21 protein-coding genes are annotated in these 25325 nt (G+C 66.7%); 10 read left to right on the top strand and 11 right to left on the bottom strand.

What is annotated here, in order from left to right; genetic code table 11:
• Window positions 1–31: 31 nt before the first annotated feature.
• The 3 genes from K3F48_RS07455 to recA all read right to left on the bottom strand — a co-directional run bounded on the left by K3F48_RS07455 (window position 32) and on the right by recA (window position 5220).
• Window positions 32–1276 carry a cyclic nucleotide-gated ion channel gene (locus K3F48_RS07455; protein WP_222574793.1) on the bottom strand — a complete coding sequence of 415 codons (1245 nt, stop codon included), beginning with the start codon at window positions 1274–1276 and terminating at the stop codon, window positions 32–34.
• On the bottom strand, window positions 1273–3951 hold the full coding sequence (gene alaS, locus K3F48_RS07460) for an alanine--tRNA ligase (RefSeq protein WP_222574891.1): 2679 nt from the start codon (window positions 3949–3951) through the stop codon (window positions 1273–1275). Before alaS ends, K3F48_RS07455 begins: the two co-directional genes overlap by 4 nt.
• Window positions 3952–4143: 192 nt before the next feature.
• Window positions 4144–5220 carry a recombinase RecA gene (gene recA / locus K3F48_RS07465; RefSeq protein WP_222574794.1) on the bottom strand — a complete coding sequence of 359 codons (1077 nt, stop codon included), beginning with the start codon at window positions 5218–5220 and terminating at the stop codon, window positions 4144–4146.
• Window positions 5221–5519: 299 nt separating this feature from the next.
• Here recA and K3F48_RS07470 point away from each other — a divergent pair, with 299 nt between their 5' ends.
• Complete coding sequence (locus K3F48_RS07470; RefSeq protein WP_222574795.1) at window positions 5520–6032, top strand: carboxypeptidase regulatory-like domain-containing protein; 513 nt, start codon at window positions 5520–5522, stop codon at window positions 6030–6032.
• Window positions 6033–6046: 14 nt separating this feature from the next.
• Window positions 6047–6448: an 8-oxo-dGTP diphosphatase MutT gene (gene mutT, locus K3F48_RS07475; protein ID WP_222574796.1), complete on the top strand. Its 402-nt coding sequence runs from the start codon at window positions 6047–6049 to the stop codon at window positions 6446–6448.
• Between the two features lie 45 nt (window positions 6449–6493).
• Here mutT and K3F48_RS07480 read toward each other — a convergent pair whose 3' ends face one another.
• The 3 genes from K3F48_RS07480 to K3F48_RS07490 all read right to left on the bottom strand — a co-directional run bounded on the left by K3F48_RS07480 (window position 6494) and on the right by K3F48_RS07490 (window position 12240).
• On the bottom strand, window positions 6494–7432 hold the full coding sequence (locus K3F48_RS07480; RefSeq protein ID WP_222574797.1) for a DUF1152 domain-containing protein: 939 nt from the start codon (window positions 7430–7432) through the stop codon (window positions 6494–6496).
• A gap of 334 nt (window positions 7433–7766) precedes the next feature.
• The gene (gene fdhF, locus K3F48_RS07485) at window positions 7767–10643 is read right to left on the bottom strand and encodes a formate dehydrogenase subunit alpha (RefSeq protein WP_222574798.1); all 2877 of its coding nucleotides are present in this window, start codon (window positions 10641–10643) and stop codon (window positions 7767–7769) included.
• A gap of 280 nt (window positions 10644–10923) precedes the next feature.
• Window positions 10924–12240 (bottom strand): autotransporter outer membrane beta-barrel domain-containing protein, encoded by a 1317-nt coding sequence (locus tag K3F48_RS07490; protein ID WP_222574799.1) that lies wholly within the window; start codon window positions 12238–12240, stop codon window positions 10924–10926.
• A 137-nt stretch (window positions 12241–12377) separates the two neighbouring features.
• Between K3F48_RS07490 and K3F48_RS07495 the strand changes: the two genes are divergently transcribed.
• From K3F48_RS07495 to K3F48_RS07505, 3 genes are read left to right on the top strand one after another with little or no spacing between them, the layout of a single operon-like run.
• On the top strand, window positions 12378–13004 hold the full coding sequence (locus tag K3F48_RS07495) for a DUF938 domain-containing protein (RefSeq protein ID WP_222574800.1): 627 nt from the start codon (window positions 12378–12380) through the stop codon (window positions 13002–13004).
• Between the two features lie 6 nt (window positions 13005–13010).
• Window positions 13011–13565, top strand: a complete 555-nt coding sequence (locus tag K3F48_RS07500; protein ID WP_222574801.1) for a Uma2 family endonuclease — start codon at window positions 13011–13013, stop codon at window positions 13563–13565.
• Complete coding sequence (locus K3F48_RS07505; RefSeq protein ID WP_222574802.1) at window positions 13562–14296, top strand: SDR family NAD(P)-dependent oxidoreductase; 735 nt, start codon at window positions 13562–13564, stop codon at window positions 14294–14296. The genes K3F48_RS07500 and K3F48_RS07505 overlap by 4 nt, the downstream gene beginning before the upstream one ends.
• A gap of 59 nt (window positions 14297–14355) precedes the next feature.
• On the opposite strand, the gene K3F48_RS07510 is transcribed toward K3F48_RS07505, so the two are convergent.
• Window positions 14356–14904, bottom strand: coding sequence for a DUF992 domain-containing protein (locus K3F48_RS07510; RefSeq protein WP_222574803.1), 549 nt, complete (start codon window positions 14902–14904; stop codon window positions 14356–14358).
• Between the two features lie 222 nt (window positions 14905–15126).
• Here K3F48_RS07510 and K3F48_RS07515 point away from each other — a divergent pair, with 222 nt between their 5' ends.
• Window positions 15127–15960: an EcsC family protein gene (locus K3F48_RS07515; protein ID WP_370631370.1), complete on the top strand. Its 834-nt coding sequence runs from the start codon at window positions 15127–15129 to the stop codon at window positions 15958–15960.
• On the opposite strand, the gene K3F48_RS07520 is transcribed toward K3F48_RS07515, so the two are convergent.
• From K3F48_RS07520 to K3F48_RS07530, 3 genes are all read right to left on the bottom strand, one after another.
• Window positions 15909–17192, bottom strand: a complete 1284-nt coding sequence (locus tag K3F48_RS07520; RefSeq protein ID WP_222574805.1) for an alginate O-acetyltransferase — start codon at window positions 17190–17192, stop codon at window positions 15909–15911. The two genes, K3F48_RS07515 and K3F48_RS07520, sit on opposite strands and share 52 nt — an antisense overlap.
• A gap of 3 nt (window positions 17193–17195) precedes the next feature.
• Window positions 17196–18602 (bottom strand): MBOAT family protein, encoded by a 1407-nt coding sequence (locus K3F48_RS07525; protein WP_222574806.1) that lies wholly within the window; start codon window positions 18600–18602, stop codon window positions 17196–17198.
• Window positions 18603–18756: 154 nt separating this feature from the next.
• Window positions 18757–19461 carry an RluA family pseudouridine synthase gene (locus tag K3F48_RS07530; protein WP_222574807.1) on the bottom strand — a complete coding sequence of 235 codons (705 nt, stop codon included), beginning with the start codon at window positions 19459–19461 and terminating at the stop codon, window positions 18757–18759.
• 147 nt (window positions 19462–19608) lie between these two features.
• On the opposite strand from K3F48_RS07530, the gene K3F48_RS07535 reads away from it, so the two are divergent.
• Window positions 19609–19791, top strand: coding sequence for a hypothetical protein (locus K3F48_RS07535; protein ID WP_222574808.1), 183 nt, complete (start codon window positions 19609–19611; stop codon window positions 19789–19791).
• Between the two features lie 49 nt (window positions 19792–19840).
• Here K3F48_RS07535 and K3F48_RS07540 read toward each other — a convergent pair whose 3' ends face one another.
• A complete protein-coding gene (locus tag K3F48_RS07540; RefSeq protein ID WP_222574809.1) occupies window positions 19841–20950 on the bottom strand; it encodes a HupE/UreJ family protein in 1110 nt (369 codons plus the stop codon).
• Between the two features lie 170 nt (window positions 20951–21120).
• Here K3F48_RS07540 and nikR point away from each other — a divergent pair, with 170 nt between their 5' ends.
• From nikR to K3F48_RS07555, 3 genes are all read left to right on the top strand, one after another.
• The gene (nikR, locus tag K3F48_RS07545; RefSeq protein WP_222574810.1) at window positions 21121–21576 is read left to right on the top strand and encodes a nickel-responsive transcriptional regulator NikR; all 456 of its coding nucleotides are present in this window, start codon (window positions 21121–21123) and stop codon (window positions 21574–21576) included.
• 115 nt (window positions 21577–21691) lie between these two features.
• Complete coding sequence (locus K3F48_RS07550; protein WP_222574811.1) at window positions 21692–23965, top strand: TonB-dependent receptor domain-containing protein; 2274 nt, start codon at window positions 21692–21694, stop codon at window positions 23963–23965.
• A gap of 186 nt (window positions 23966–24151) precedes the next feature.
• Window positions 24152–25246 carry a choloylglycine hydrolase family protein gene (locus K3F48_RS07555; RefSeq protein ID WP_222574812.1) on the top strand — a complete coding sequence of 365 codons (1095 nt, stop codon included), beginning with the start codon at window positions 24152–24154 and terminating at the stop codon, window positions 25244–25246.
• Window positions 25247–25325 lie beyond the last annotated feature (79 nt).

Raw genomic sequence — 25325 nt, forward strand, 5'->3', positions numbered from 1 at the left:
TCATTCGATGTAAGGCGCGGCCCGCGGCGTTTCAGGGCGCGGCCTCGCGCGACGCAATGTCGCGGTCGTCGATCTCCGCCTCGATCAGATCCCCGTCGCCGGGACGGGGACGAAACTCGGCGCGGCTCGCGGCGATCGCCTCGATCTGGCGTCCGACCTCCGGATTGCGTTGCGTGAAGATATGGAGGTCGTAAGCGTCCAGGACGAGGAGCTTGATCGGCGTCGCGGCGCGCACATTGGCGGAGCGGCTGGTCTTGCGCAACAAGGCGATCTCGCCGAAGAACTGCCCTTCGCCGAGGCGCACGGGGCCCTCGGGGAGCTCGACGTCCACCTCTCCGGCCGCAATGAAATACATGGAATGGGCGGGCTCGCCGCGGCGAACCACCAGGGCGCCGGCCGGCAGCGACTGCGCGCGAAGATAGCGCATGATATCGGCGATGGCGGAGGCGTCGAGCGCCGAGAACAGCGGCGCCTTGGCCACCATGCTCCAGGTGACGACGAAATCGCGGCGATGAATTTCCTCGGCGAAAGCGGTGGCGACGATGCCGACCGGCAGGCCGAGCATCACGAAGCCCATCACCATGGCGACGGCGGCGACGATGCGGCCGGCGGGGGTGATCGGCGTGACGTCGCCATAGCCGACTGTCGCTATGGTCTGAATCGCCCACCACATTGCCGCAGGTATGGAGCGGAACGCCTCGGGCTGGGCGTCGCGCTCGACCACATACATCGCCGCGGCCATGAACAGGACGACCCCGAAGAGGACGACGCCCGATGCGAAGAGCGCTCTGCGCTCGGTCTCCAGCACCGTCACGATCGAGCGTATGCCGGGCGAGTAGCGGGCGAGCTTGAAGAAGCGCGCGAGCCGCAGGATCAGCAGGATGCGGAGATCGGCGCCGAGGAAGACGGACAGAAAGGCCGGCAGGATCGCGGCGAGATCGACGATCGCCGAGGTCGAGGCGGCGAAGGCGAGGCGCGCCTGGAGCGGACGCATTTCGGCAAAGAGCGTGTGATCGGGCGCGCTCCAAAAGCGCAGCGCATATTCGATCGAGAAGGCGGCGACGGCGATGCATTCGACGGCGGCGAAGAGGGGGCCGAACCGCGCGGCCATCGCGGAGTCGGATTCGAAGACGACGGCCGCGATGGAGAGAATGACGAGCGTCACCAGCGCGCTGTGGACGATCCCCGCCGTCCGGTCGCCGACCCCGCCGCTGTCGAGGAGAAAATGGATGCGACGGCGCAGGCGACGAAGGCGCTGCGCTCGCGCCTCCTTCACTGCGCGGCCTTACACTGCGCCGCCCTGACGCGCAGCTGGTCCTCGATGGCGGCGAGCGCGGCGTCGAGCGCGGAGGCGTCGGGGCCGCCGGCCTGGGCGAGGTCGGGGCGTCCGCCGCCGCCCTTGCCGCCGAGCTTTTCGCTGGCGGCGCGAACGAGCTCGACTGCGTTGTAGATCTCGGTGAGATCGGCGGTCACGCCGACGACGACCCCGGCCTTGCCGTCGGCCGAGGCGTTGGCGATGGCGACGACGCCGGAGCCGAGCGCCTTCTTCTGCTCGTCGACGAGCGACTTCAAGTCTTTGGGGTCGATCCCGCTGACCACCTTGGCGAACAGCTTGATCCCGGCGATCTCGCGCACGGGCGCGGCGCCATTGCCGCCGCCGCCCATGGCCAGCTTGCGCTTGGCCTCGGCGAGCTCGCGCTCCATCTGCCTGCGCTCCTCGAGCAGAGCGGCGAGGCGCGCCGGGGTCTCCTCGACGCTGGCGCGCACCAGAGCGGCGACCTCGCGCAGCGCCCGCGAATCGGCGACGAGCTGGGCGCGGGCGGCCTCGGCGGTCTTGGCCTCGATGCGGCGGACGCCCGAGGCGACCGCTCCTTGCGAGACGATGCTGACGAGGCCGATGTCGCCGGTGCGCCGCACATGAGTGCCGCCGCAGAGCTCGACCGAAAATGCGTGATGCGCGTCGGCGGGGGCGTGGCCCATGGAGACGACGCGCACCTCGTCGCCATATTTCTCGCCGAACAAGGCGCGGGCTCCGGAGCGAATGGCGTCGTCCTGCCCCATCAGCCGGGTCTCGACCGGCGCATTGTCCTGCACGACCGCATTGGCGATGCGCTCGACCTCGGCCATCTCCTCCTCGCTCAAGGGCTTGGGATGGGTGAAGTCGAAGCGCAGCCGGTCCGGCGCGACCAGCGAGCCCTTTTGCGCCACATGCTCGCCGAGCACGCGGCGCAGCGCCTCGTGCAGAATATGCGTCGCCGAATGATTGGCGCGTATGGCGTCGCGGCGGGCGTGATCGACCTCGAGCTCGAGCGCGAGGCCCGGAACCAGCGCGCCTTCTTCGACGACGCCTTCATGCACGAACAATCCGCCGAGCTTTTTCTGCGTGCCGGTCACGCGAAACCGCACGCCCTTGGCGCGCATCTCGCCGATGTCGCCGATCTGGCCGCCCGACTCTGCGTAGAAGGGCGTCTGGTTGAGGATCACGGCGCCGCGGGCGCCGGCCTCGAGGCGGAAGCTCTCGGCGCCCTCGTGCAGCAGAGCGACGACGACGCCTTCGCTCTTCTCCGTGTCATAGCCGAGGAATTCGGTGAGCCCGACGCGCTCCTCGAGCGCGAACCAGACGGCTTCCGTCGCCGTCGCGCCGGACCCGGCCCAGGCCTTGCGCGCCTCGGCGCGCTGGCGCGCCATCGCCGTCTCGAAGCCGGTCTTGTCGACGCCTATGCCGCGCGAGCGCAGCGCGTCCTCGGTGAGGTCGAGGGGAAATCCGTAGGTGTCGTAGAGCTTGAAGGCGGTTTCGCCCGAAAGGCTCGCCCCGGGGCCGAGCGTCGCGGTCTCCTCGTCGAGGATGGCGAGGCCGCGCGCCAGCGTCTGGCGGAAGCGCGTTTCTTCGGTGAGGAGCGTGTCGCGGATCAGCGTCTCCGCGCGCGAGAGCTCGGGATAGGCCTGGCCCATTTCCGTGACCAGCGCCCCGACCAGCCGGTGCATCAGCGGCTCGGCGGCGCCGAGCAGCTGCGCATGACGCATCGCCCGCCGCATGATGCGGCGCAGGACGTAGCCGCGGCCTTCGTTGGAGGGCGTCACGCCGTCGGCGACGAGAAACGCCGAGGCGCGCAGATGATCGGCGATGACGCGATGGCTGGCCGCCTGCGGCCCGCCCGCGTCGACCCCGGTCGCATCCGCGACCGCGCCGGCGAGACGACGGAAAAGGTCGATGTCGAACACCGACTGCACGCCCTGCAGCAGCGCGGCGATGCGCTCGAGCCCCATGCCGGTGTCGATCGACGGCCGCGGCAGCGGAACCCGCTCGCCCGGCGCCGCCTGATCATATTGCATGAACACGAGGTTCCAGAATTCGAGGAAGCGGTCGCCGTCCTCGTCCGGGCTGCCGGGCGGGCCGCCGGCGACGCTCTCGCCCTGATCATAGAAGATTTCGGAGCAGGGGCCGCAGGGCCCGAGGTCGCCCATGCTCCAGAAATTATCGCTCGAGGCGATGCGGATGATGCGGTCGTCGGAGAAGCCGGCGATTTTCTTCCACAGGCCATAGGCTTCGTCGTCGTCATGATAGACGGTGACGAGCAGGCGGTCGCGCGGCAATCCCAATTCGCGACTGACGAGCGTCCAGGCCAGCTCGATCGCGCCGTCCTTGAAATAATCGCCGAAGGAGAAATTGCCGAGCATCTCGAAGAAGGTCAGGTGCCGGGCGGTATAGCCGACATTGTCGAGATCATTGTGCTTGCCGCCGGCCCGCATGCATTTTTGCGCGGTGGTCGCGCGGGCGTAATGGCGCTTCTCGAAGCCGGTGAAGACGTTCTTGAACTGCACCATGCCCGCATTGGTGAACATCAAGGTCGGATCGTTCAGCGGGACGAGCGGCGAGGAGGCGACTTTCTCGTGGCCATTGCGCGAGAAGAAGTCGAGGAAAGTCGTGCGGATCTGGTTGACGCCACTCATGCTGCTCATTCGGCCCGGGTTCGCCGCTCGTTCGGCGGCGACGCTCGGCCGGCCGTGGCCGACCGGGCGCGACGCTCTCGTTTCTCGCGCGGGCCGCTGGGCCGGCGCGAACCGAGCCCTTCTAAAGCATTTGCCGGCGAAGGGAAACAGGGCTTTCCGCGAGAGGAGGGAGGTTTGGAGCCGGGCTTCGGCTCATTCCTCCGAGCCCTCGTCGTCCTCGCTGGCGGAGTCGAGAATGCGGTCGGCGATGAGGCCGGCGTTCTCGCGGATCGAGGCCTCGATCCGCTCGGCGGCGTCCTTGTTCTGCTTCAGGAAGGTCTTGGCGTTCTCGCGGCCCTGGCCGAGCCTCTGGCTGTCGAAGGAGAACCAAGAGCCCGACTTGTCGACGACGCCGGCCTTCACCCCGAGGTCGAGCAGCTCGCCGACCTTGGAGACGCCCTCGCCATACATGATGTCGAAGTCGACCTGCTTGAACGGCGGGGCCACCTTGTTCTTGACCACCTTCACGCGCGTCTGATTGCCGGTCACCTCTTCGCGGTCCTTGATGGAGCCGATGCGGCGGATGTCGAGCCGCACGGAGGCGTAGAACTTCAGCGCATTGCCGCCGGTGGTCGTCTCCGGCGAGCCGTACATGACGCCGATCTTCATGCGAATCTGGTTGATGAAGATGACGAGCGTGTTGGAGCGGGAGATCGAGGCGGTGAGCTTGCGCAGCGCCTGGCTCATCAGCCGCGCCTGCAGCCCAGGCAGCACCTCGCCCATCTCGCCCTCGATCTCGGCGCGCGGCGTCAGCGCCGCGACCGAATCGATGACCAGCACATCGACCGCGCCCGAGCGCACCAGAGTGTCGGTGATCTCCAGCGCCTGCTCGCCCGTATCGGGCTGCGAGATCAAGAGCTCCTCGAGATTGACGCCGAGCTTGCGGGCGTAGACCGGATCGAGCGCATGCTCGGCGTCCACGAAGGCGCAGACGCCGCCCTTCTTCTGCGCCTCGGCGATCACATGCAGGGTGAGCGTCGTCTTGCCCGAGGATTCCGGCCCATAGACCTCGACGATGCGCCCGCGCGGCAGGCCGCCGACGCCGAGCGCGATGTCGAGCCCCAGCGAGCCGGTCGAGACCGTCTCGATCTCGACGGCCTTCTGATTCTTGCCGAGCCGCATGATCGAGCCTTTGCCGAAGGCGCGCTCGATCTGCGACAGAGCGGCGTCCAGCGCCTTGGTCTTGTCCACGGAGGTCCCTTCCACGAGGCGGAGATTGGCTTGGCTCACGGCGATGATTCCTTCTGGCACGGGTGAGGCGGCTGACGCAATAAAGATGAGGATCGGCGCAAGGACATCTTTGGCGGGAAGGTCGCGCTCGGGCCTCCCGCTCGCCGATGTCCCGTTCGTCGGGGAACATCGAACATCCGCATTGTATCTTATTTGTTCTCATCGCCAAGTTCTTTTTTTGTTCGCCCGCGACGCGGCGCGGGAGGGCGAAGAGAAGGCGGCGAAGCGAAGGCGGAGCCTTGTCTCGGGCCGCCGATGCGGCAAGAGTGGCCGGGAAAATGTTTTCCGGGAGTCTTCGAATGCGTTTGTTTCTGCTCGGCGCGGCTTGCGCGCCCCTCGTCCTTTGCGCCTGCCGGAGCCCTGAGCCGCAGGGGCGTTTCGATCCGGCGGAGGCCGCCTTCATCCGGCGCGAGGGTCTGGCGACGCTGAAGGGCCAGGCTTTCCTTCGCGATCCGCACGGCCATGTGGACGTGCGCTACGCCGCCGGCGAGGTGGTGCGCCTCATTCCGGCGACCGCCTATGCGCGGGCGCGCTTCGCGCAATTCTACGGCGACAAGAAATTCGTTCCGGCGCTGCAGGCGCAGACGCCGACGCAGGACCCGGACTATGTGGCGCATATGCGCATGACCAAGGCCGACCCCTCGGGACGCTTCGTCTTCGACAAGCTCGCGCCCGGCCGCTATTTCGTGGCGACGCAGCTCACCTGGACGCCGAACGGCCGCTGGCTCGCCGAAGGCGGCGCGATGTATGACGAGGTCGAGGTCACCGGCAAGGAGAGCGAGCCGATCCGGCTGATTCTCTCCGGCAATTGAAGCAGGAGACGTCCTTGTCGCTTCTTCTCGTCGTCGCCGCCGCGCTCGTCGATGCGCAGGACCGCGTGCTCGTCGCGCAACGCCCGCCCGGCAAGCAGCTCGCCGGGCTGTGGGAGTTTCCGGGCGGCAAGCTCGACCCCGGCGAGCGGCCCGAGGAGGCGCTGGTGCGCGAGCTCGCCGAGGAGCTGGGCGTGATCGTGGAGGCGCGCGACCTCGCGCCGCTGACGTTCGCCAGCCACGCCTATGAGGCGTTCCATCTCTTGATGCCGCTCTATCTCTGCCGGCGCTGGCGCGGCGAGCCGCAGTCGCGCGAGGGGCAGGCGCTCGCCTGGGCGCGGCCGAGCGAATTGGACGCTGCGCGAATGCCGCCCGCCGACGCGCCGCTGATCGCGCCGCTCGTCGCGTTGCTCGGATGAGCGGGACGGCGTCGGCGAGAGCGCGGAGCGGACAGATCGTCGGCGCTACAAAGGCAGGTTCTTCCAATCACGCTTGGCGATGCGCGCATGGTGAATGCGGATCGCCGTCTCGACCTCGTGGAATGTCTCTGAGCCCGAGATCGCGTCATAGAACCCCATTTTCCGCGCGACAGCTTCGAGTTCGAAGCACCAATAGAGCGACATCAGCGGATTGACGAATAATTCCGAGCCCCGCGTTCGCTCGGTCGCATGCCGGTCGCCGAAGTCGCCGCGCAGCGCCGATGCGATCGAATTGGCGACGATGCTTTTCGAGCGCGGCTGGCGCGCGTTCAGGAAATCGACGGCGTCCAGCAGAGCGTCCCCTTCCGGCGTGCCGGCCGAGACGGAAACGCAGCCGAGAAAGCCGCCGGAACGGATCAACTCGGCTGTATTCTCCAGAAAGGAGTGATGGCAGACGCCGTGAAAAAGATCGACGCCGAAGCCGAGGCAAACGAGGAACTTGCGCGGGCATGCCGTCTCATTGGCCGCCACGATCGACAGGGCGTCCTCTTCGATCGTGCCGAGCGCCGCCTCGTCTCCTTTCATCAGACTGTCGGTTCCGCCGTCGACGAGGATGAGCGTGTCGACATCGAGAAGGGTTACGAGGGCTTCGTAGGACCGACGCGTCGGTCGCACGCCGGTCTTCTCGAAAGCAAAAATCTTCGGCTCCTCGCCCCGCGCGGCCAGCCAATCGACGAGATGACGTTCGGGAAAATAGCCCTGCATGCGGCTGTCGAAATCGACGAGACGAGCGGAAGGGCCGATCTTCTTGGGGCAGGCGAGCTCGATCCGCGAGAAAGAGAGATTGGCGAGGAAGACACGCTTGCCCTGGCTTTGGAGCGCCACATAGAGAGGCAGCCCGCTGACGATATCGAAACCGCCGCCGCAACCGGCGATCAGCACTCGCCGTGACGGCTCCAACGCACGAAACAACGGAATTTGCATCAATTCATCTCGTTCGATGAAAGCTTATGATCTTTTGACCGATCTGCCAATCGTCATCTCCGAGATTTGCAGGGCTTCGCATCCGGGTTAACGGGCTGAAGCGCCCGAGGCGACGGCGAGATAATCCTCTCGCCATCCGGGGTTCGCTCGGTCGCATGCCGGTCGCCGAAGTCGCCGCGCAGCGCCGATGCGATCGAATTGGCGACGATGCTTTTCGAGCGCGGCTGGCGCGCGTTCAGAAAATCGACGGCGTCCAGCAGAGCGCGCGCCCCCCGCCTCCGGCGTGCCGGCGGAGACGGAATCGCAGCCGACAAAGCCGCCGGAACAGCGCCGCTCACTCGCCGGGCGCGAGCGGGGCGGCGATTCGGCGGCTGCTCTCGGAGAGGTCGCGGTAGCGCTCCTGCCATTCGGTTGGGCCGTTCGAGGGCGAGATCTGCACGGCCGTGACCTTATATTCGGGGCAATTGGTCGCCCAATCGGAGTTATCGGTCGTCACCACATTGGTCTGGCAGAGCGGATGGTGGAAGGTCGTGTAGACGACTCCCGGCGCGACGCGGTCGGTGATCCTGGCATGGAGCGTCGTCTCGCCGGCGCGGCTCTGCACGCGCACCCAATCGCCGTCGCGCACGCCGCGCAGCTCGGCGTCATGCGGGTGAATCTCCAGCACGTCCTCTGGATGCCATTGGCTGTTCTCGGTGCGGCGCGTCTGCGCGCCGACATTGTATTGTGACAGGATTCGTCCCGTGGTCAGCAGCAGCGGGAAGCGCGGCCCGGTGCGCTCCTCGGTCGGCACATATTCGGTGATGACGAATTTGCCCTTGCCGCGCGCGAAGCCGTCGATATGCATGATCGGCATGCCCTCGGGCGAGGCGTCGTTGCAGGGCCATTGCACCGAGCCGTCCCTGTCCAGCTTCGCATAGGAGACGCCGCGGAAGGTCGGCGTCAGCCGCGCGATCTCGTCCATGATCTCGCTCGGATGCGTGTAGGTCCAATTGCAGCCGAGCGCATTGGCGAAGAGCTGCGTCACCTCCCAATCGGCGTAGCCGGCCTTGGGGCTCATCACACGCCGCACGCGCTGGATGCGCCGCTCGGCGTTGATGAACACGCCATCCTTCTCGAGGAAGCTCGCGCCAGGCAGCAGCACATGCGCGTAATTGGCGGTTTCGTTCAGGAAGAGATCCTGCACGACGAGGCATTCCAGCGCGCCGAGACCGGCGGAGACATGCTTGATGTCCGGGTCGGATTGCAGAATGTCCTCGCCCTGCACATAGAGGCCCTTGAACACGCCGTCGACGGCGGCGTCGAACATATTGGGGATGCGCAGGCCGGGCTCGCCGTCGAGCGGCACGCCCCACGCCTCTTCGAACAGCTTGCGCACATTGTCGTCGGAGACATGGCGATAGCCGGGGAATTCGTGCGGGAAGGAGCCCATGTCGCAGGAGCCCTGCACATTATTCTGCCCGCGCAGCGGGTTCACGCCGACGCCGCGGCGGCCGAGATTGCCGGTCGCCATGGCGAGATTGGCGATGGCCATCACCGTCGTCGAGCCCTGGCTGTGCTCGGTGACGCCGAGGCCGTAGTAGATCGTCGCATTGCCGCCGGTGGCGTAGAGCCGCGCGGCGCCGCGCACGAGATGGGCGGGAACGCCGGTGAATTTCTCGACAGCCTCGGGGCTGTTGCGCGGCTCGGCGACGAAGGCGGCCCATTCGAGATATTCATCGATGTCGCAGCGCTCGCGCACAAAGGCCTCGTTCGTCAGCCCTTCCGTCACGATCACATGGGCGAGCGCGGTGACGATGGCGACATTGGTGCCCGGCCGCAGCGGCAGATGAAAATCCGCTTCGATATGGGGCGAGCGCACCAGCTCGGTGCGGCGTGGGTCGACGACGATGAGCTTAGCCCCTTCACGGAGGCGCTTCTTGATCTGCGAGCCGACGACCGGATGCGCGTCGGTCGGATTGCAGCCGATGATGAGGATGACGTCGGCCGCGGCGACCGAGTCGAAATCCTGCGTGCCGGCCGAGGTTCCGAAAGCCTGGCTCAGCCCGTAGCCGGTCGGCGAGTGGCAGACGCGCGCGCAAGTGTCGACATTGTTGTTGCCGAAGCCGCTGCGAATGAGCTTCTGGACGAGATAGGTCTCCTCGCTCGTGCAGCGCGACGAGGTGATGCCGCCGACCGCCTGGCGCCCATATTTGGCCTGGATGCGCTCGAACTCCGACGCCGCATGGGCGATCGCCTCCTCCCAGGACACCTCGCGCCAGGGATCGGTGATCTTCTCGCGGATCATCGGGCTGGTGATGCGGTCGCGATGCAGCGCATAGCCATAGGCGAAGCGGCCCTTGATGCAGCTGTGGCCGTGATTGGCCTTGCCGTCCTTCCACGGGACCATGCGGATGATCTCTTCCCCGCGCATCTCGGCCTTGAACGCGCAGCCGACGCCGCAATAGGCGCAGGTGGTTACCGCCGAATGCTCCGGCTGGCCGTCGGCGATCACCGATTTCTCGATCAGCGTCGCGGTCGGGCAGGCCTGCACACAGGCGCCGCAGGAGACGCATTCAGATTCGAAATAGGCTTCGTTCATGCCGGGCGAGACGCGGCTGTCGAAGCCGCGGCCGTCGATCGTCAGCGCGAATGTGCCTTGCGTCTCCGCGCAGGCGCGCACGCAGCGATTGCAGACGATGCATTTAGAGGGATCATAGGCGAAATAGGGGTTGGACAGGTCCTTCGGCCGCCATTCTGGATTGATGCGTCCTTTGTCTCGCGCGAAGACATGATTGGCGCCCGGCTCATAACGCACCTTTCGCAGCGACACGGCGCCGGCCATGGATTGCAGCTCGCAATCGCCATTGGCGGCGCAGGTCAGGCAGTCGAGCGGATGGTCGGAAATATAGAGCTCCATGATGCCGCGGCGGATCTTGTCGAGCCGCGGCGTGGAGGTCTTCACCGCCATGCCTTGCGCGACCGGCGTCGTGCAGGAGGCGGGCGTGCCGTAGCGTCCTTCGATCTCGATCACGCAGAGCCGGCAGGAGCCGAAAGCCTTCAGGCTGTCGGTGGCGCAGAGTTTCGGGATGTCGATTCCCGCCGCCGCCGCGGCGCGCATGATCGAGGTCCCCTCGGGGGCGGACAACTCCTTCCCGTCGATGGTGAAGGTGACCGTCTTCTCTGCGGGTGAGGCGGGAGTGCCGTAATCGATTTCCTTGATGAGCGTCATGGCGTCGCCTCGGCGGAGATAAGGAGGAAGCTGGCGCGTTATGGAAATTCATTTCATATCGGTAATCAATAATAGAGTTCCGTCGTATCATCAAAAATATCTATGGCCGCCCAGGCGGTCGGCGCATACTATATTGTTTTAAAAAAGCTTTTAATCGCCATGTTCCGCGTCTACATAGCCGGCGCCAAATGAAGCCGGCTCCGTGCGAAAAGAGCGAGCCTTGCGGGCTCGCTCGATCCGACCGTGGGGCAGGTCCGTCCTCCACGCCGAGGCTGTCGCGTCACCAGCTGTATCTCAATCCGCCCTTGCCGCCATAGCTGCGCGTGAGGCCGGAGAATTCTCCCTGGAAATTCGCGAACAGAACGACGCGGTCGTCGATATGGGCCTGCAATCCAATCTTGGCCTGCACGAAATTATAGGCGTCGCGCGGACCAAAATCGGCGAAGGTCCATGTCGGCTCCGACGCGAACGCGCCGGAAATTCGGCGTTGCGGAAAAAACTCGTGACCCCAGGCGAGGCTGGCTGTCGGCGCCACGCGCCAGCCATTCGGCAACCGCAGGACATTCGAGACGCGCAGGCCGAGGAAGGTCGGCAGCGACGTCGTCGTCTGTTCTGCGATCGAAAACGCGCGCGAGACATCCGAGCGCAAGCCTTTTTCGGAAAAGGCGTCCGACTCGTAGACAGCTGCTTCCGCCGCGGCGAAGGGCGTCAGCGTCGCGGAGCCGAGCTCGATCGGGCGCGGCAGGTCGAAGCCATGGCCGAATTCGATGCGTGTTCGGTATTCCCGCGCAGAGAAATCGGCGGTGAACCGATCATAGGTCAAGCCGGGACGATTTCTGGTTCGAATCGTCGAATTCTGGAAGACGCTGACTGTCTCGCTCAATTCGACATAGGAGCGGCCGACGCGATAGCTCGTGTAGAGACCGCCGTGGAAGGCGGTAATGTCGCCCGAGGTTTGTAGGGAGGCGACATCAAAGCGCGACGAGCTGCCGCCGACAGCGACTCCGACCAGCCAGCTCGGCTCGATCTGATAGTCGAGTCCGAGGAGTCCGCCGAAATAATCGGAGTTTGCGGCGGGCGAGCCGCGTCCGGCGTCGGGCGAGACGTTTGCGGCTCCGCCATAGAAGGAGCCCCAGGCCCGCCAGCGCCTTTCCGATGCGGCATCGAGCGCTCCGGCGTCGCTCTGGAGCGAGACGATCCCGGTCGGGTCGACCGTCTCGCCGGAGCGCCAGAAGGCCGCCTGATCGGAGATCGCGGAGCTGACCGCAGCGCCGAGGCGGATCGCCGATGATTGCGCGCCCGCGAGGCCGGCGCCGCCTTCCGGGAGCAGGCGCAGTGATGAGATGGTGAACGGAAAGCCAGCCAATCCCGAAAGGCTGATCGGTTCGCCGGCCACGATGATCGGCCCTGTGTCGATGCCGCCGACCGAGATGGTCGCCCCGGGACGGATCGAGCCATTATCTATGACGATCACCCCCCGATCCCGATCCGTCGCCGCGTGAGAGACCAACGCCGGCGTCTGGGCGTCGGCGCGTCCTCGATCCGCCAGGACCGCCGCGATGATCGCAAGCCCTGCAAGTGTCTTCCTGGAAATCATCAGACGCCTCTACTGTCATACGTAATGCAATCAAGCTCGGCCTAGGCCACGAATATGACAATTGGATTACGGACGGGGCCGCAGGCCTCGGTCTTGCTTGAGGCTGCAGCGGACAGCCCCGCAGGAGCGTTTCATACATGAGCCAGCCTGATGCTCGCCTCTATGCTCCCGCCGCGCAGCGCAATCGCGGGCCGATCCTCGACGTGCTGCGGGAGGAGCTTCCGGCTGCGGGCCTCGTGCTGGAGATCGCCAGCGGCACGGGCGAGCATGCGACACATTTCGCGCAGAACCTGCCGGCGCTGACCTTTCAGCCCTCCGATCCCGACGCCCGGGCGCGGGCGAGCGTCTCCGCCTGGATCGCCGCGACAAGGCTCGACAATATTCGTCTGCCGCTCGAGCTGGACGCGCGACGGCCCTGGCCGATCGCACGCGCCGATGCGCTCATCTGCATCAACATGATCCACATCTCGCCCTGGGAGGCGACCGAGAGCCTGTTCGCGACAGCGGCGACGCTCCTCCCCGAGGGCGCGCCGCTCGTCACCTATGGCCCTTATAAGCGGGATGGCGCGCATACCGCGCCGAGCAATGTCGAGTTCGACGCGAGCCTGCGCGCGACCAATCCCGATTGGGGCGTGCGCGATCTCGAGGCGGTGGCGGCCTGCGCGGCGAAGAATGGGTTTTCGGCTCCGCGCATCGTCGAGATGCCGGCGAATAATCTCACTCTCGTGTTTCGCCTGCCTTCGCCGCGTGGCCGTGCTAAATAGACGCGCATGAGCGCCCCGGCCATCAAACGCATCACCATCCCGGACTTTCTCGCTTGGTCCGAAGGCCAGGAGAAGGGCCGCTACGAGCTCGTGAGCGGCGAGATCGTCGCCATGGCTCCCGAACGCGCGGAGCATGGGCGGGCCAAGGCGCAGATTTGGCGGGCATTGGCCGATGCGCTCGCTCGGTCTGGAGCGAGCTGCGAGGCGTTCGTCGACAGCGTGGGCGTCGCGATCGACGCGCAGACGGTCTATGAGCCCGACGTCCTGGTGAATTGCGGAGAGCCCATCGCGCCCGACGCCATGCTCGCGCCGGCGCCGGTCGTCATCGTCGAAGTTCTCTCGCCGTCCTCGCGCCATATCGACAAGAGCGTGAAGCTCGCCGGCTATTTCCGCCTCGCCGGCCTCGCGCATTACCTCGTCGTCGATCTCGACCGGCGCACGGTCCTGCATTATCGCCGCCAGGGCGCCGACGAGCCCATCCTGCTTCGCATCGTGACCGAAGGCGTGATCCGTCTCGATCCGCCCGGCCTCGATCTCGCCCTTTCGGAGATTTTCCCATGACCTCGCTCGCGGGCCGCGTCGCCCTCGTCACCGGCGCGTCGCGCGGCATCGGCCGCGCCGTCGCCCTGCAGCTCGCGCGGGAGGGCGCGCATGTCGTCGCGCTGGCGCGTGGACAGGGCCCGCTCGAATTTCTCTATGACGAGATCGTCGGCTTCGGCGGCGAGGCGACGATCGTTCCGCTCGACATCGCCGAGTTCGACAATCTCGACCGGCTCGGCGCCTGCATCCATGAGCGCTGGAAGAGGCTCGACATTCTCGTCGGCAACGCCGGCCTGCTCGGCCCGCTCGCGCCGCTTCCCCATGTCGAGCCGCAGCAATGGGCGCGCATCATGGATGTCAATGTGACCGCCAATTGGCGGCTCGTGCGCTCGATGGACATGCTTTTGCGCGCTTCGGACGCTGGACGCTGCGTCTTCGTCACGTCGGGCGCCGCCCATCGCATCAAGGCCTATTGGGGGCCTTACGCCGTTTCCAAGGCCGCGTTGAACGCGCTCGCCCGCACCTATGCCGCCGAGACCGTCAATACGTCCAATGTGAAGGTGATGCTGGCCAATCCCGGCCCGCTGCGCACCGCCATGCGCGCCGCCGCCATGCCGGGCGAGGACCCGCTGACCTTGCGCACGCCGGAAGACTTCGCGCCGAAAATCGCGGCGCTGTGCCGGCCCGACTGGGCCGAGACCGGCAAGCTCTATGATTTTCCGACCGACCGGGTGATCGATTTCGAAACGTGAGGCAGCGGGCGACAGGCGGTCGGCGGTTCCGACCGCCGACCGCCCATTGCTCACCTGCCTCAGGGCTTGGTGACGAGACGCCGATGGTGCTTGCGGTGGTGGCGCGGCTGCGGCTCCGGCGCGTAGGTCAGCGTCAGATGCGCAATTCCGGCCGAGATATTGAGGCCCGTGCCGCCCTGGACGGCGATCGGCTGCAGCGACACGGAGTCGCGCGAGCCGCCGACCAGCACCGTGGCGCCGACGCCGCCGCCGACCGCGAAAGCGCCATGCGCGCCGACATATTCGCCGGCGAGCGCGCCCTGGCCGAGCTTGCCGCTCTCGAACAGCACGCCCCAGGCGAGATCGCCCGGCCCGGTCACGCCGATCACCGCGCCGACATTGGTCAGCTCGCCGACATAATGCTCGGCCGGGGCGTCGTTCTCGTCCTCGTAATAGCAATCGAGCTTCAGGCTCTCGACGACGAGGCCGCCTTCGACTCCCGCATAAGAGCATTCGAGCGAGCCCGTATAGGTCTCGGCCGAGGCCGAGGCGGGCGCGAACGCCGCCAGAAGGGCCGCGAGGCCCGCCGGCGCGGCGATGCGCGCCAGAGATTTGATGGATGCACTCATGATACTACCTCCCCGTAGCTTCGAGGCCCTCCCCGCATGAGGGGCGGGCGGCCGACGCCGCGCCGCGGCTTGAAATGCGCCTTGTCCTCGACCGTCAGATAGCAATCAATGACGACGGTTGGAAGTGCGCTCGCGCACCCCGCCCGCCGGCCCTTGCGGGGGCAGGGCGGCCATCCGATCTCAAACGCGGGGCGGGGCGCCGGACAGGAGGAGACGCCGAGGGTGACGCAGGGGCTTCCGCAAGTGGTGTTTCGCGCGATGAGCGAAGCGGATCACGCCGCGCTCCAGTCCGCCGTGGATATTTTGGAGCGGACGAGCTTCGTCGAGCGCCTCGCGGCGGCGACGGGACGCCGGATCGGCTTCGCCGGCCGCATGCTTCCGCCCGACGCCCAGGCCTTCGCCGCCGCCGCGGCCCGCCGCAGTCTCGAGACGGCGCTGCATGTCGCCGTCTCCAGCCTCGCCGTGACCCCGCGGCGCGACGGCGGGCGTCTCCATCAGCGGCTCGCGGCGGTGAGCGGGGCGGTCGGCGGCGCGATCGGCCTCGCCAGCCTGCCGGTGGAGCTGCCCGTCTCGACGACGATCATGCTGCGCTCCATCGCCGACATCGCCCGGCGCGAGGGCGAAAACCTCGCCGATCCGGAAGCGCTCATCGCCTGCCTGCAGGTGTTCGCGCTCGGCGGCCATGCGGAGGAGGGCAATCTGCTCGAGGGCGGCTATCTCGCCCTGCGCGGTCTGCTGGCCAAATCGGTGACCGACGCCGCCCGCTTCATGGGGGGCCGCGCCGCCGCCGACGCCACGGCGCCGGCGCTCGCGCGCTTCCTCGCGCTCGTCTCCACGCGCTTCGGCGTCGTCGTGTCGCAGAAGGCGGCCGCGCAGGCCGTCCCGCTCATCGGCGCGCTCAGCGGCGCGGCGATCAATCTCGCCTTCATCCGCCATTTCCAGCGGCTGGCGCAGGGGCATTTCACCGTGCGCCGGCTCGAGCGCGTCTACGGCCGCGAGATCGTCTATGGCGAATATGCGCGCATGGCCGGGCGCACGACGGCCGCCGAGGGCTGACCGCGCTCGTCGCTCGCCACCGTCTCGGCGCTCGGATGCAGCGCGCGCCAGAGATTGTCCACTTGGCTCAGCGCGCCGATCTGCGCTTCATTCTCCTCGAGCAGCACAGCATCGGCGATCTCGAGGCTCTCGCGCAATTGCGCCGGATCGGCGTCCCGCCTTTCGCCTTTGTCGATCTCGCCCGGCTGCGTATGATAGCGGATGAGGCCCATTCGATCGGTGTCGAGACGCATCGAGAACCAATAATCGACCTCCGGCGGACAAGGCGCAGAGGCCAGCGCGACGATGATCTGGCGCACGAAGCTGCCGCCGAGCGCGGTGAGGCGCGGCGCGCGCGCGCAAGGTCCCGCGGATTTCGCTGCGAGCTCGGCCACCGGATAATGCGTGTCGGGCCACAGAAGATTGAGCAGCTCGAGCAAATCCTGGTCGGTCCCCTTCGCTTCATGCGACAGGGTCCAATCGAAGTCATAGAGGCCGAGCGGGGCAGCCCCTTCGCCCGTGGCCATCAGCCGCGTCGCCTCGCGCGCCGCCAGGGCGGCGCCGAGCAGATTCCAATGCGTGCCGCCGCGCGGAAAAAAGCCGAGCGGATAATTCGCGCGGCGCGTCTCCAGCAGCGCCGGCGCGTCGACATGCGGCAGGGCGCGCGCGGCGAGCGCGGCGCGATAGGGCGCGAGCTTGTCGGTGGCTCGCGCCGCGAGCGCCGGACAATGCGCGCCCTTCGGGAAATATTGCGGCGCATAGGACGCTTTGGACGGCGAGATCACATAGGCGAATCCCTTGCCCATCGCATGCACGGTCGCGCGATCGGCGGCGACGCGATCCGCCCAGCGATCGATAACGTTCTGGTCGGGCGCCTCGCCGCGGCTGCAGAATTCATCGATATAGAAGCGCTCGAACAATTGTCCGTCGCGGCCGATCACAATGTTCGGCGCGCCGGAGACCCCGAACAACGAGAACAAAAGCTGGTTCTTCGCGCGCACCGAAAACGGAAACACCCATAGCGAACGGCCGAGCGCGGTCGAAGCGGATTTCTGCAGCGAGCCGGACAGGAAGGCGCGCGTCGAGATATCGAGCGGCTCCGGTTTGGCGACGCCGGCGAGCGGCTTCGCGCTGCGCAAGCGCCATTTGGGATGCTCGCGCTCGACGGCGGCGTTCCACAAGACACTGAGGAAGTAGAAGAAGATCACGCTGGCGGCGGCGAAGATCGGAAGACGGGCGAGGCTTTGGCGCATGAGTCAGAAGCGGAAATAAATAAAGGGCTTGAACGGATCGGCGAGCCCCTTGCCGACAGCGCAGGCAAAGAGCAGGGCGAGCGCGCTGTTCGCCGCGAAGGCGAAGCGCTGCGCGAGCGCGGCGCGGTCGCCGATCGAGAGCGCGGGCCGCTGCGCGACGCAGATCGCCGCGGCGATCAGCAGGACGACGAGGTCATAGGCCGGAAACAGGATCGGCTCGACGGACGGCCAGGGCCGCGCCATGGCGAGCAGCAGCAGCCCCGCCTGCTCGAGCGATGTCGCTCGGAACAAGGTCCAGCCGATCATGACGACGAGGAAGGTGAAGAGATTGGCGAGCCACGCCGGCCGGCGCTTCAGCCAGTCGAGCAGAACCACGCGCTCCAGAGCGAGGAAAAATCCATTATACGCGCCCCAGGCGACATAGGTCCAAGCGGCGCCGTGCCAGAGGCCCGAGGCGAGGAAGCAGATCCACAGATTGATCTGCGTGCGCCGACCGCCCAGCCGATTGCCGCCGAGCGGGATATAGAGATAATCCTTGATCCAGGTGGTGAGCGAAATATGCCAGCGCCGCCAGAATTCGGTGACGCTCGCCGCGACATAGGGCCTGTCGAAATTTTCCGGCAGGCGAAAGCCGAACATGCGCGCGAGGCCGATCGCCATGTTCGAATAGCCGGTGAAATCGAAATAGATCTGGAAGGCAAAGAAGAGCGCGCCGACCCAGGCGTCGGCGCAGCCGACGCGCGAAGCGTCGGCAGCAAAAACGAGATCGGCGCCATTGGCGAGCGTGTCGGCGATGAGCAGCTTCTGCGCGACGCCGAGCATGAAGCGCGAGAAGCCGAGGACGAAATCCTCCGCGTCGGCGTGGCGGAAGCGCTCGAGCTGCGCGGCGATCTCGTGATATTTGACGATCGGCCCCGCGAGCAGCTTCGGAAAGAAGAACACATAGAAGGCGTAGAGCGAGAGGCTCTTCGCCGGAGCCGTGACGCCGCGGCGCACGTCGACGAGATAAGTGATCTTCTCGAAGACGATGAAGGAGACGCCGATCGGCAGGGCGATGGCCGGCAGAGCGAGCCCCGGCGCGCCGAAGCCGCGCATCAGCGCGTCGAGATTGCCGACGAGGAAGCCCGCATATTTGAAATAGACCAGCACGCCGAGATTCGCGGCGACGCCGAGCGCGAGCCACAGCCCGCCGGCGCGCCCGTCTGCGGCGATGCGCTGCGCGATGAGAAAATCGGCGAGGATGGCGGCGAAGACGATGAAGACGAAGCGCGGCTCGCTCCATGCGTAAAAGAGAATGCTGGCGACGAGCAGCACGGCGAGCCGCGCGCCGCGCCGGGACCCGAGCAGCCGATAGAGGCAATAGACGAAAGGCGCGAACAGAAACAGGAACAGCGGTTCGTGAAAGAGCATCCGCGCGTCGCTTTTAAAAAAAAGAGAATGTGAAAATCCCGGGGAACGCCCTCGGCGTCGGCCGGACAGATATTTCTGTTCTGTTTCTACGGCCGGGCGGAGAGGGGAGGTAGCTGTGGAAGGCCCTTAGGGGCGTTGCGGCCAGCGCGAGCCTTCAGGCTCGCATCTCGACACAGCCGAGCGCGTCGAGCGTCCCGCGCATATGTGGCGGGACGGGCGCGGTGACGGCGACGCTCTCATGGCCGTCGCGCATCGGCACGACGACGGCGCGCGCGTGGAGATGCAGGGGCGGCGCGCCCTCGCGCTTGCCATGGCCATAGACCGGATCGCCGAGTATGGGCCAGCCCATCGCTTGGGCATGGACGCGCAGCTGATGCGTGCGGCCGGTGCGCGGCTTCAGCTCGAGGAAGGCGATCTCGCGCCCCTCCGCGTCATGGCCGCGCGCCAGCGCGCGCCAATGCGTCTTGGCGGGCAGACCGAGCGGATCGGGCCGCATCCACCAGCCGCGCGTCGAATCGAGGTGGCCGAGCGCCATGTCGATCTCGCCCTCCTCCGCCTGCGGCGCGCCCTCCACCACCGCCCAATAGGTTTTCTCGATGCGCCCGTCGCGAAACAGCTTGCCGAGCCGCTCCAGCGACTTGCGGTGCCGCCCGAGCACCAGGCAGCCGGAGGTGTCGCGGTCGAGCCGATGCGCGAGCGCGGGCGGACGCGGCAGGCCGAAGCGCAGCGCGTCGAAATAATCCTCGAGATTCTCGCCGCCCTTGGGGCCGCGATGCACGGGAAGGCCGGCCGGCTTGTCGACGACGAGCATCAGTCCGTCCCGATAGAGAAGGCGAGAGAGCATGTCTTCTGGCGTCATGGCGCGCCGATCCTATGCGAAGAGCGAAGCGATTTCTTCCCCTTGGGCATGCGCCGCCCTTGCCGCCGCGGCGGGCGCGCTAGCTAGAGTCCGACGGCGGCCTCGTTGCGAAGGGCTCGCCTCGGAGAACCAACAGGGAGAGCAACCATGGCGGACGAAGACCAGGTCGACCGCATGATGTCGGCGAATGCGTATATATTCGGCGGCGTGGGCGCTGTGCTCGGCGCTCTCACGGGAGCCGCCGTCGTGGGATTTCCCGCCGCGATCGGCGCGGTCGTCATCGGCGGCCTGCTCGGCGGAATCCTCGGCTCGTTCATCCCGGGCAAATGACATCGCTCGGGAGCGGGGCCGGAGTGGGCCTCGCTCCTCGAACCGAACCTCAACCGCCGAGGCCGACCATAGCAAGAAGGCCGACCCGCTCCAGCAGCCAATAGGTCCCGAACAGCGCGATCACGGTCGAAGCGGCGTAGACGAGCCGCTTGTCGCGCTTGCCGCCCGTCTGCTTGTCGATGACGAGCAGCGTCGGCACGAGCAGCAGCACGATGGCCACCTGTCCGAGCTCGACGCCGATGTTGAAGGAGGCGAGCGCCGGGACGATGGCGTTTTGCGGGACGCCCAGCTCCTTCAGGCTGCTGGCGAAGCCGAAGCCGTGGATGAAGCCGAACAGGAATGTGTCGCGCCAGCGGCCGTCGACTCGCCGCGAGAAGAAATTTTCGACCGCGACATAGATGATCGAGGCGGCGATCGCCGCCTCCACCCATTGCGAGGGCAGAGTGACGATGTCGAGCGTCGCCAGCGACAAGGTCACCGAATGCGAGACGGTGAAGGCCGTGACGATCTTCACCACTGGCCAGACGCGCGTCGCCCACAGCAAAATCGCGATCAGGAAGCAGAGGTGGTCATAGCCAGTGAGGATGTGCTCGACGCCGGCCATCACGAATTTGCCCATCAGCTGCCAGATCGTCTCCAGCGGCTTGGAGAGATCGAGCGGCGGATCGGACGGGTAGAGCATGGTCTGCCCCGCGTCGGCGCCCTCGCCGAGCGTGACGAGATGCTTGCCCTTGGTCCCCTGCGCGGCGAGCAGCCTGGTCGCGTCGTAGAACAGGTTGCCGGGCGCGCCGGAGCAATCGAAGCGCAGAGTGACGAGGGCGCTGTCGGCGTTGGTCGGGTCCTCGCCGGCAAAGGCGACGCGGCTCGCGCATTCGCGTCCCTCTGCGTCGCGCATCGCGACCCGGCGCTGAATCAGGCGGCCGATCTCCGTCTCCAGCACGCCCGGCTGCGACAGCTCGGCGCCGGAGCGCTCCGACATGGTCTCGGAGAAGATGCGCTCGAGATCGGTCGCGAGAAAGCCGACGTCGACGCGATAGGCGCGATCCTGTTCCGGAACGATCTTGCCCGTCGAAATATCCGCCGTATGGGCGAAGGCCGGCGCGAGGAGGGTGAGCGTCCAGGCCAAGAGGATCGCCAGCCGTTTGATCGAGCGTTTCATTTTTTGTCCCTCGGGGCGCCTCGCATCGAGGCGCGCACAATGCCCGATGACGCCAAAATGGACAAGATCATGTCCAGGGCCGATTGCGGCGTCGCTGCAGCCTCGCTAGAACAATGAGATAGGAGCCGTCACCCGACGCGGCTGCCGCTGTCACGGGGAGCTATTTCATTATGCAGCGCGTCACCCTGACGATAGACGACGACCTCATGGCCCGCCTCGACCGTTACATGGAGGCCGGCGGACATCAAAATCGCTCGGAAGCGGTGCGGGACCTCGTGCGCGCCGGCCTGCTCGAACGACCGCGCAGCGAGGACGCCGATCGTCCCTGCATCGGCGCCCTCGTCTATCTCTACGACCACGACACGCGGCAATTGTCGAAGCGGCTGACGAGCGACCATCACAGCCACGCCGACCTCTCCATCGCCGCTCTGCATGTGCATGTCGACGCCGAGACCTGCCTCGAGGTTTCGCTGCTGCGCGGGCGCAAATCCGAGGTCGAGCATTTCGCCCAGCATGTGATCGGCGAGCGCGGCGTGCGCTACGGCCAGCTGGTCGTCGCCCCGGCCGAAGCGCATGCGCCTTCGCGCCATCATGTGGAGCACGGCCGCGGCCACGGCCACGGCTGAGCGAATGCGCGACTGTTGCGGATGCGCAACATCTGCGGCAATTTCTTACGTGGGCTTGACGAGACGCTCGTTCGTATGATGAAAATAAGAAAAAAACATACGACCGGGGGGATCGATGGGCGTCGGGCTTCGCACAGGCATTTCGGCGCTGGCCTTGGCGGCCGCGCTTCTCGAGGGCTCGGCCATCGCTCACGAGGCTCTGCCCGATATCGACATCGCGGCGCCGATCGCTGCGGCGACTCCCGCCGCGGCCGCGAGACGGGCCGAAGCCGAGAAGAAGGAGCAGCCGCGGATCGAGGCGGCCAGCGAGACGGTCTATAGCGGCCAGGCCATCAACGCCGTTCCCTTCTCGCGCCCGGGCGAGGCGCTCGAGGTCGTCCCCGGCCTCTCGGTGACCCAGCACAGCGGCGAAGGCAAGGCCAATCAATATTACCTGCGCGGGTTCCAGCTCGACCACGGCACCGATTTCTCGCTGACGCTGGACGGCATGCCGATCAACATGCGCACCCATGGCCATGGCCAGGGCTACGCCGACGCCAATTTTCTCATTCCCGAGCTCCTATCGTCCGTGGTCGCGCGAAAGGGCCCCTATTACGCGGACAAGGGGGACTTCTCCTCCGCCGGCGCCGTCGACATGCAATATATCGACAAGCTCGATTCCGGCCTGATCCGGGCGACGGGCGGCAGCTTCTCCTACGCGCGCCTGCTCGGCGCCAAATCCTTCGAGGTTCACGGCGGCAACCTGCTGGCGGCGGTGGAGTCGAGCGTCTATGACGGCCCCTGGACGCGGCCGGACGAGGTCCGCAAGATCAATTCGGTGCTGCGCTGGTCGCGCGGCACGCAGGAAGACGGCGTCTCCATCACCGCGATGGCCTACGCCAACCGCTGGTATTCGTCCGACCAGATTCCGTCTCGCGCCGTTTCTAGCGGCGTGCTTCCGCTATGGGGCAATGTCGATCGCACCGACGGCGGCGATGCGTCGCGCTTCAGCCTCTCGGCGCGCTGGAGCCAGGTCGAGGGACCGCACTCTTCGCGCGTGGAGGCCTTCGCCATCCGCTCCACGCTCGATCTCTACAACAACTTCACCTATTTCCTGTCGAATCCCGATCTCGGCGACCAGTTCCGCCAGTTCGACCGCCGCACCGTGCTCGGCGTCAATGCGCAGCACGCCTATAAATACGAGCTCGCCGGCCTGCCGATCGAATCGCGCATCGGACTGCAGAGCCGCTATGACAATATCCGGGTCGGCCTGCAGGACAGCTATCAGCGCCAGCCCTATGACACGCTCACCAACAGCCATGTGGCGGAAGGCAGCGTCGGCCTTTGGGCCGACACCACGGTCCGCTGGACCCCCTGGCTGCGCACCACCGGCGGCGTGCGCTTCGATTATTTCGCCGCCAGCGTCGGCAGCCTGCAGGGCCCGCTGTCGGGCCCGCTCGACGACAATGGCAATCCGATCTGGACGGGGCCATGGAACACCGGCTCCAAGAGCGGGACGATGGGCAGCCCGAAGTTCGGCCTCGTCCTCGGTCCGTTCGAGCAGACGGAGCTCTTCCTCAACTACGGCGAAGGCTTCCATTCGACCGATGCGCGCGGCACGGTCACTCGTCTCAGCCCCGCCGACGGCTCGGCGCTCTCGCCGGTTCCGCTGCTCGTCAAGCAGCGCGGCGCCGAGGTCGGCGTCCGCACCACGCGCATCCTCGAAGGGCTCGAATCCCAGGTCGCCTTCTGGTGGCTCGACTCCGATTCGGAGAATATGTTCGAAGGCGATTCCGGCAACACGACCTTCGGTCGTCCGAGCCGACGCTATGGCGTGGAGCTGATAAACCATTACGCGCCCACCTCCTGGCTGCGCGTCGAGGGCAATGTGTCGCTCTCGCATGCGCGTTTCCGCGGCTATGACTGGGAAACCGCGGCCAGCTACGCCGAGCTCGTCGCCGCCAACGCCGGCGCCTATGGGGCGCTGATCGGCAACGCCCCCGGCAATTACCTCACCGACGCGCCCAATATCGTGGCTATGGGCTCGGTCGAGGTCGGCGAGGCGATAGGGCTTTTCGCGGCGCTGCGCTACCGCTATTTCGGCGAGCGGCCGCTCTCTGAGGACGGCCAGATCAAATCGCCGGCGACCGGCACGCTGAACCTGCGCCTCGGCTACCGCTTCGACAATGGCTGGAGCATTCAGGCCGACGCCTTCAACATCACCAATTCCCGTTCGGACATGATCACCTATGGCTATGGCTCGCTGCTTCCGTCCGACAAGCTCTATGGCCTCTGCCAGGCGGGCGCCGCGCCGAGCAAAGTCTGCGAGGTCGGCGTGATGGGCCGGCACTTCAAGCCGATGGAGCCCCCGGCCGTGCGTGTGACGGTGAGCGGCCCGCTGCCGTTCTGAGCGTCCTTCGGGGGAACGCTGCTTCGACTGGGATCGTCTCGCGGGCCGTCGCCCGCTTTTGACGAAAATCGCGCCCTTTGCGGCCACTCCGCATCAATCGCGTCGCTGAAGAGTCTTCACGCGCCGCCGCCACACGGCGCGGCGCGCCCCAGATGTCGCTTCGGAACTCTTTCGGAGACGACGCTCGTGACGTTCCGAACTCGCCGCCTCGCCGGGGTCCTCGCCGCGCTTCTCGGCTGCCTCGCTCTCTCGCCGGCTTCGGCCTGCACCAGCTTCCTGCTGAAGGCGGCCGACGGCTCGCGCGTCTACGGCCGCACGCTCGAATTCGGCTTTCCGCTCGAGTCGCAGGCCGTCGTCATGCCGCGCCATTTCGCTTCGCACGCCACGGGCGCGAATGGAAAGTCGAGCTGGAGCTGGACGTCGCGCTATGCGATCGCCGGCATGAACGCCTTCGGCCTGCCGATCCTCGTCGACGGCGTCAATGAGAAAGGCCTCGCCGGCGGCATTCTCTATTTTCCGGGCTTTGCCGCCTATGCCGATTCGGCTCGGGCCGATCCCGGCCATTCCCTCGCGCCCTGGGAGCTGCTCACCTGGGCGCTCGGCAATTTCGCGAGCGTCGCCGAGGTCCGCGCCGCGCTCGCGTCGATCGTCGTCATCGACGTGGTCCAGCCGACGCTCGGCATCGTCCCGCCCTTCCATTACACGCTGCACGACGCGAGCGGCGCGTCGATCGTCGTCGAGCCGATCGGCGGGACGCTGAAGATCGCCGACAATCCGCTCGGCGTCCTCACCAACGCTCCGCCCTTCGATTGGCATCTCACCAATCTGCGCAATTATGTGAAGCTCTCGCCGACGGAGGCGCCGCCGCTCGAGATCGGCGGCGCGAGCTTCGCGCCGCTCGGCTCGGGCTCCGGCATGCTGGGCGTTCCGGGCGATCCGACGCCGCCCTCGCGCTTCGTGCGCGCGCTCGGCCTCGTGCTGTCCGCCGCGCCGCAGAAGGATGCGGCCGAGACGGTGCGGCTCGCCGAGCATCTGCTCAATAATTTCGACATTCCGATGGGCCTCGTGCGGCCGTCCCCGCATGAGACGGCGCGCTTCGAATTCACCCAATGGTCGTCGATCGCCGATCTCTCGAGGGGAATCTATTACGTGAAGAGCTACGAGGATCAGGTTTTGCGCAGCATCGATCTGTCGAAATTCGATCCCGACGCGCGCGGCCTGCGGATCGCGCCGCTGCGGCCCTCGCCGCGCCCGCCCACGCTCGAGTTTCCGCGTCGCTGACGGCCGCGGACGCGCAAACCCCCCGCAGGAGCGCGCAGCAGGAGCACGCTCTTGCCAGCCGAGCGGCCTTTGGGTAAGC

Source organism: Methylosinus sp. Sm6, assembly GCF_019802345.1.
Taxonomy (GTDB): domain Bacteria; phylum Pseudomonadota; class Alphaproteobacteria; order Rhizobiales; family Beijerinckiaceae; genus Methylosinus.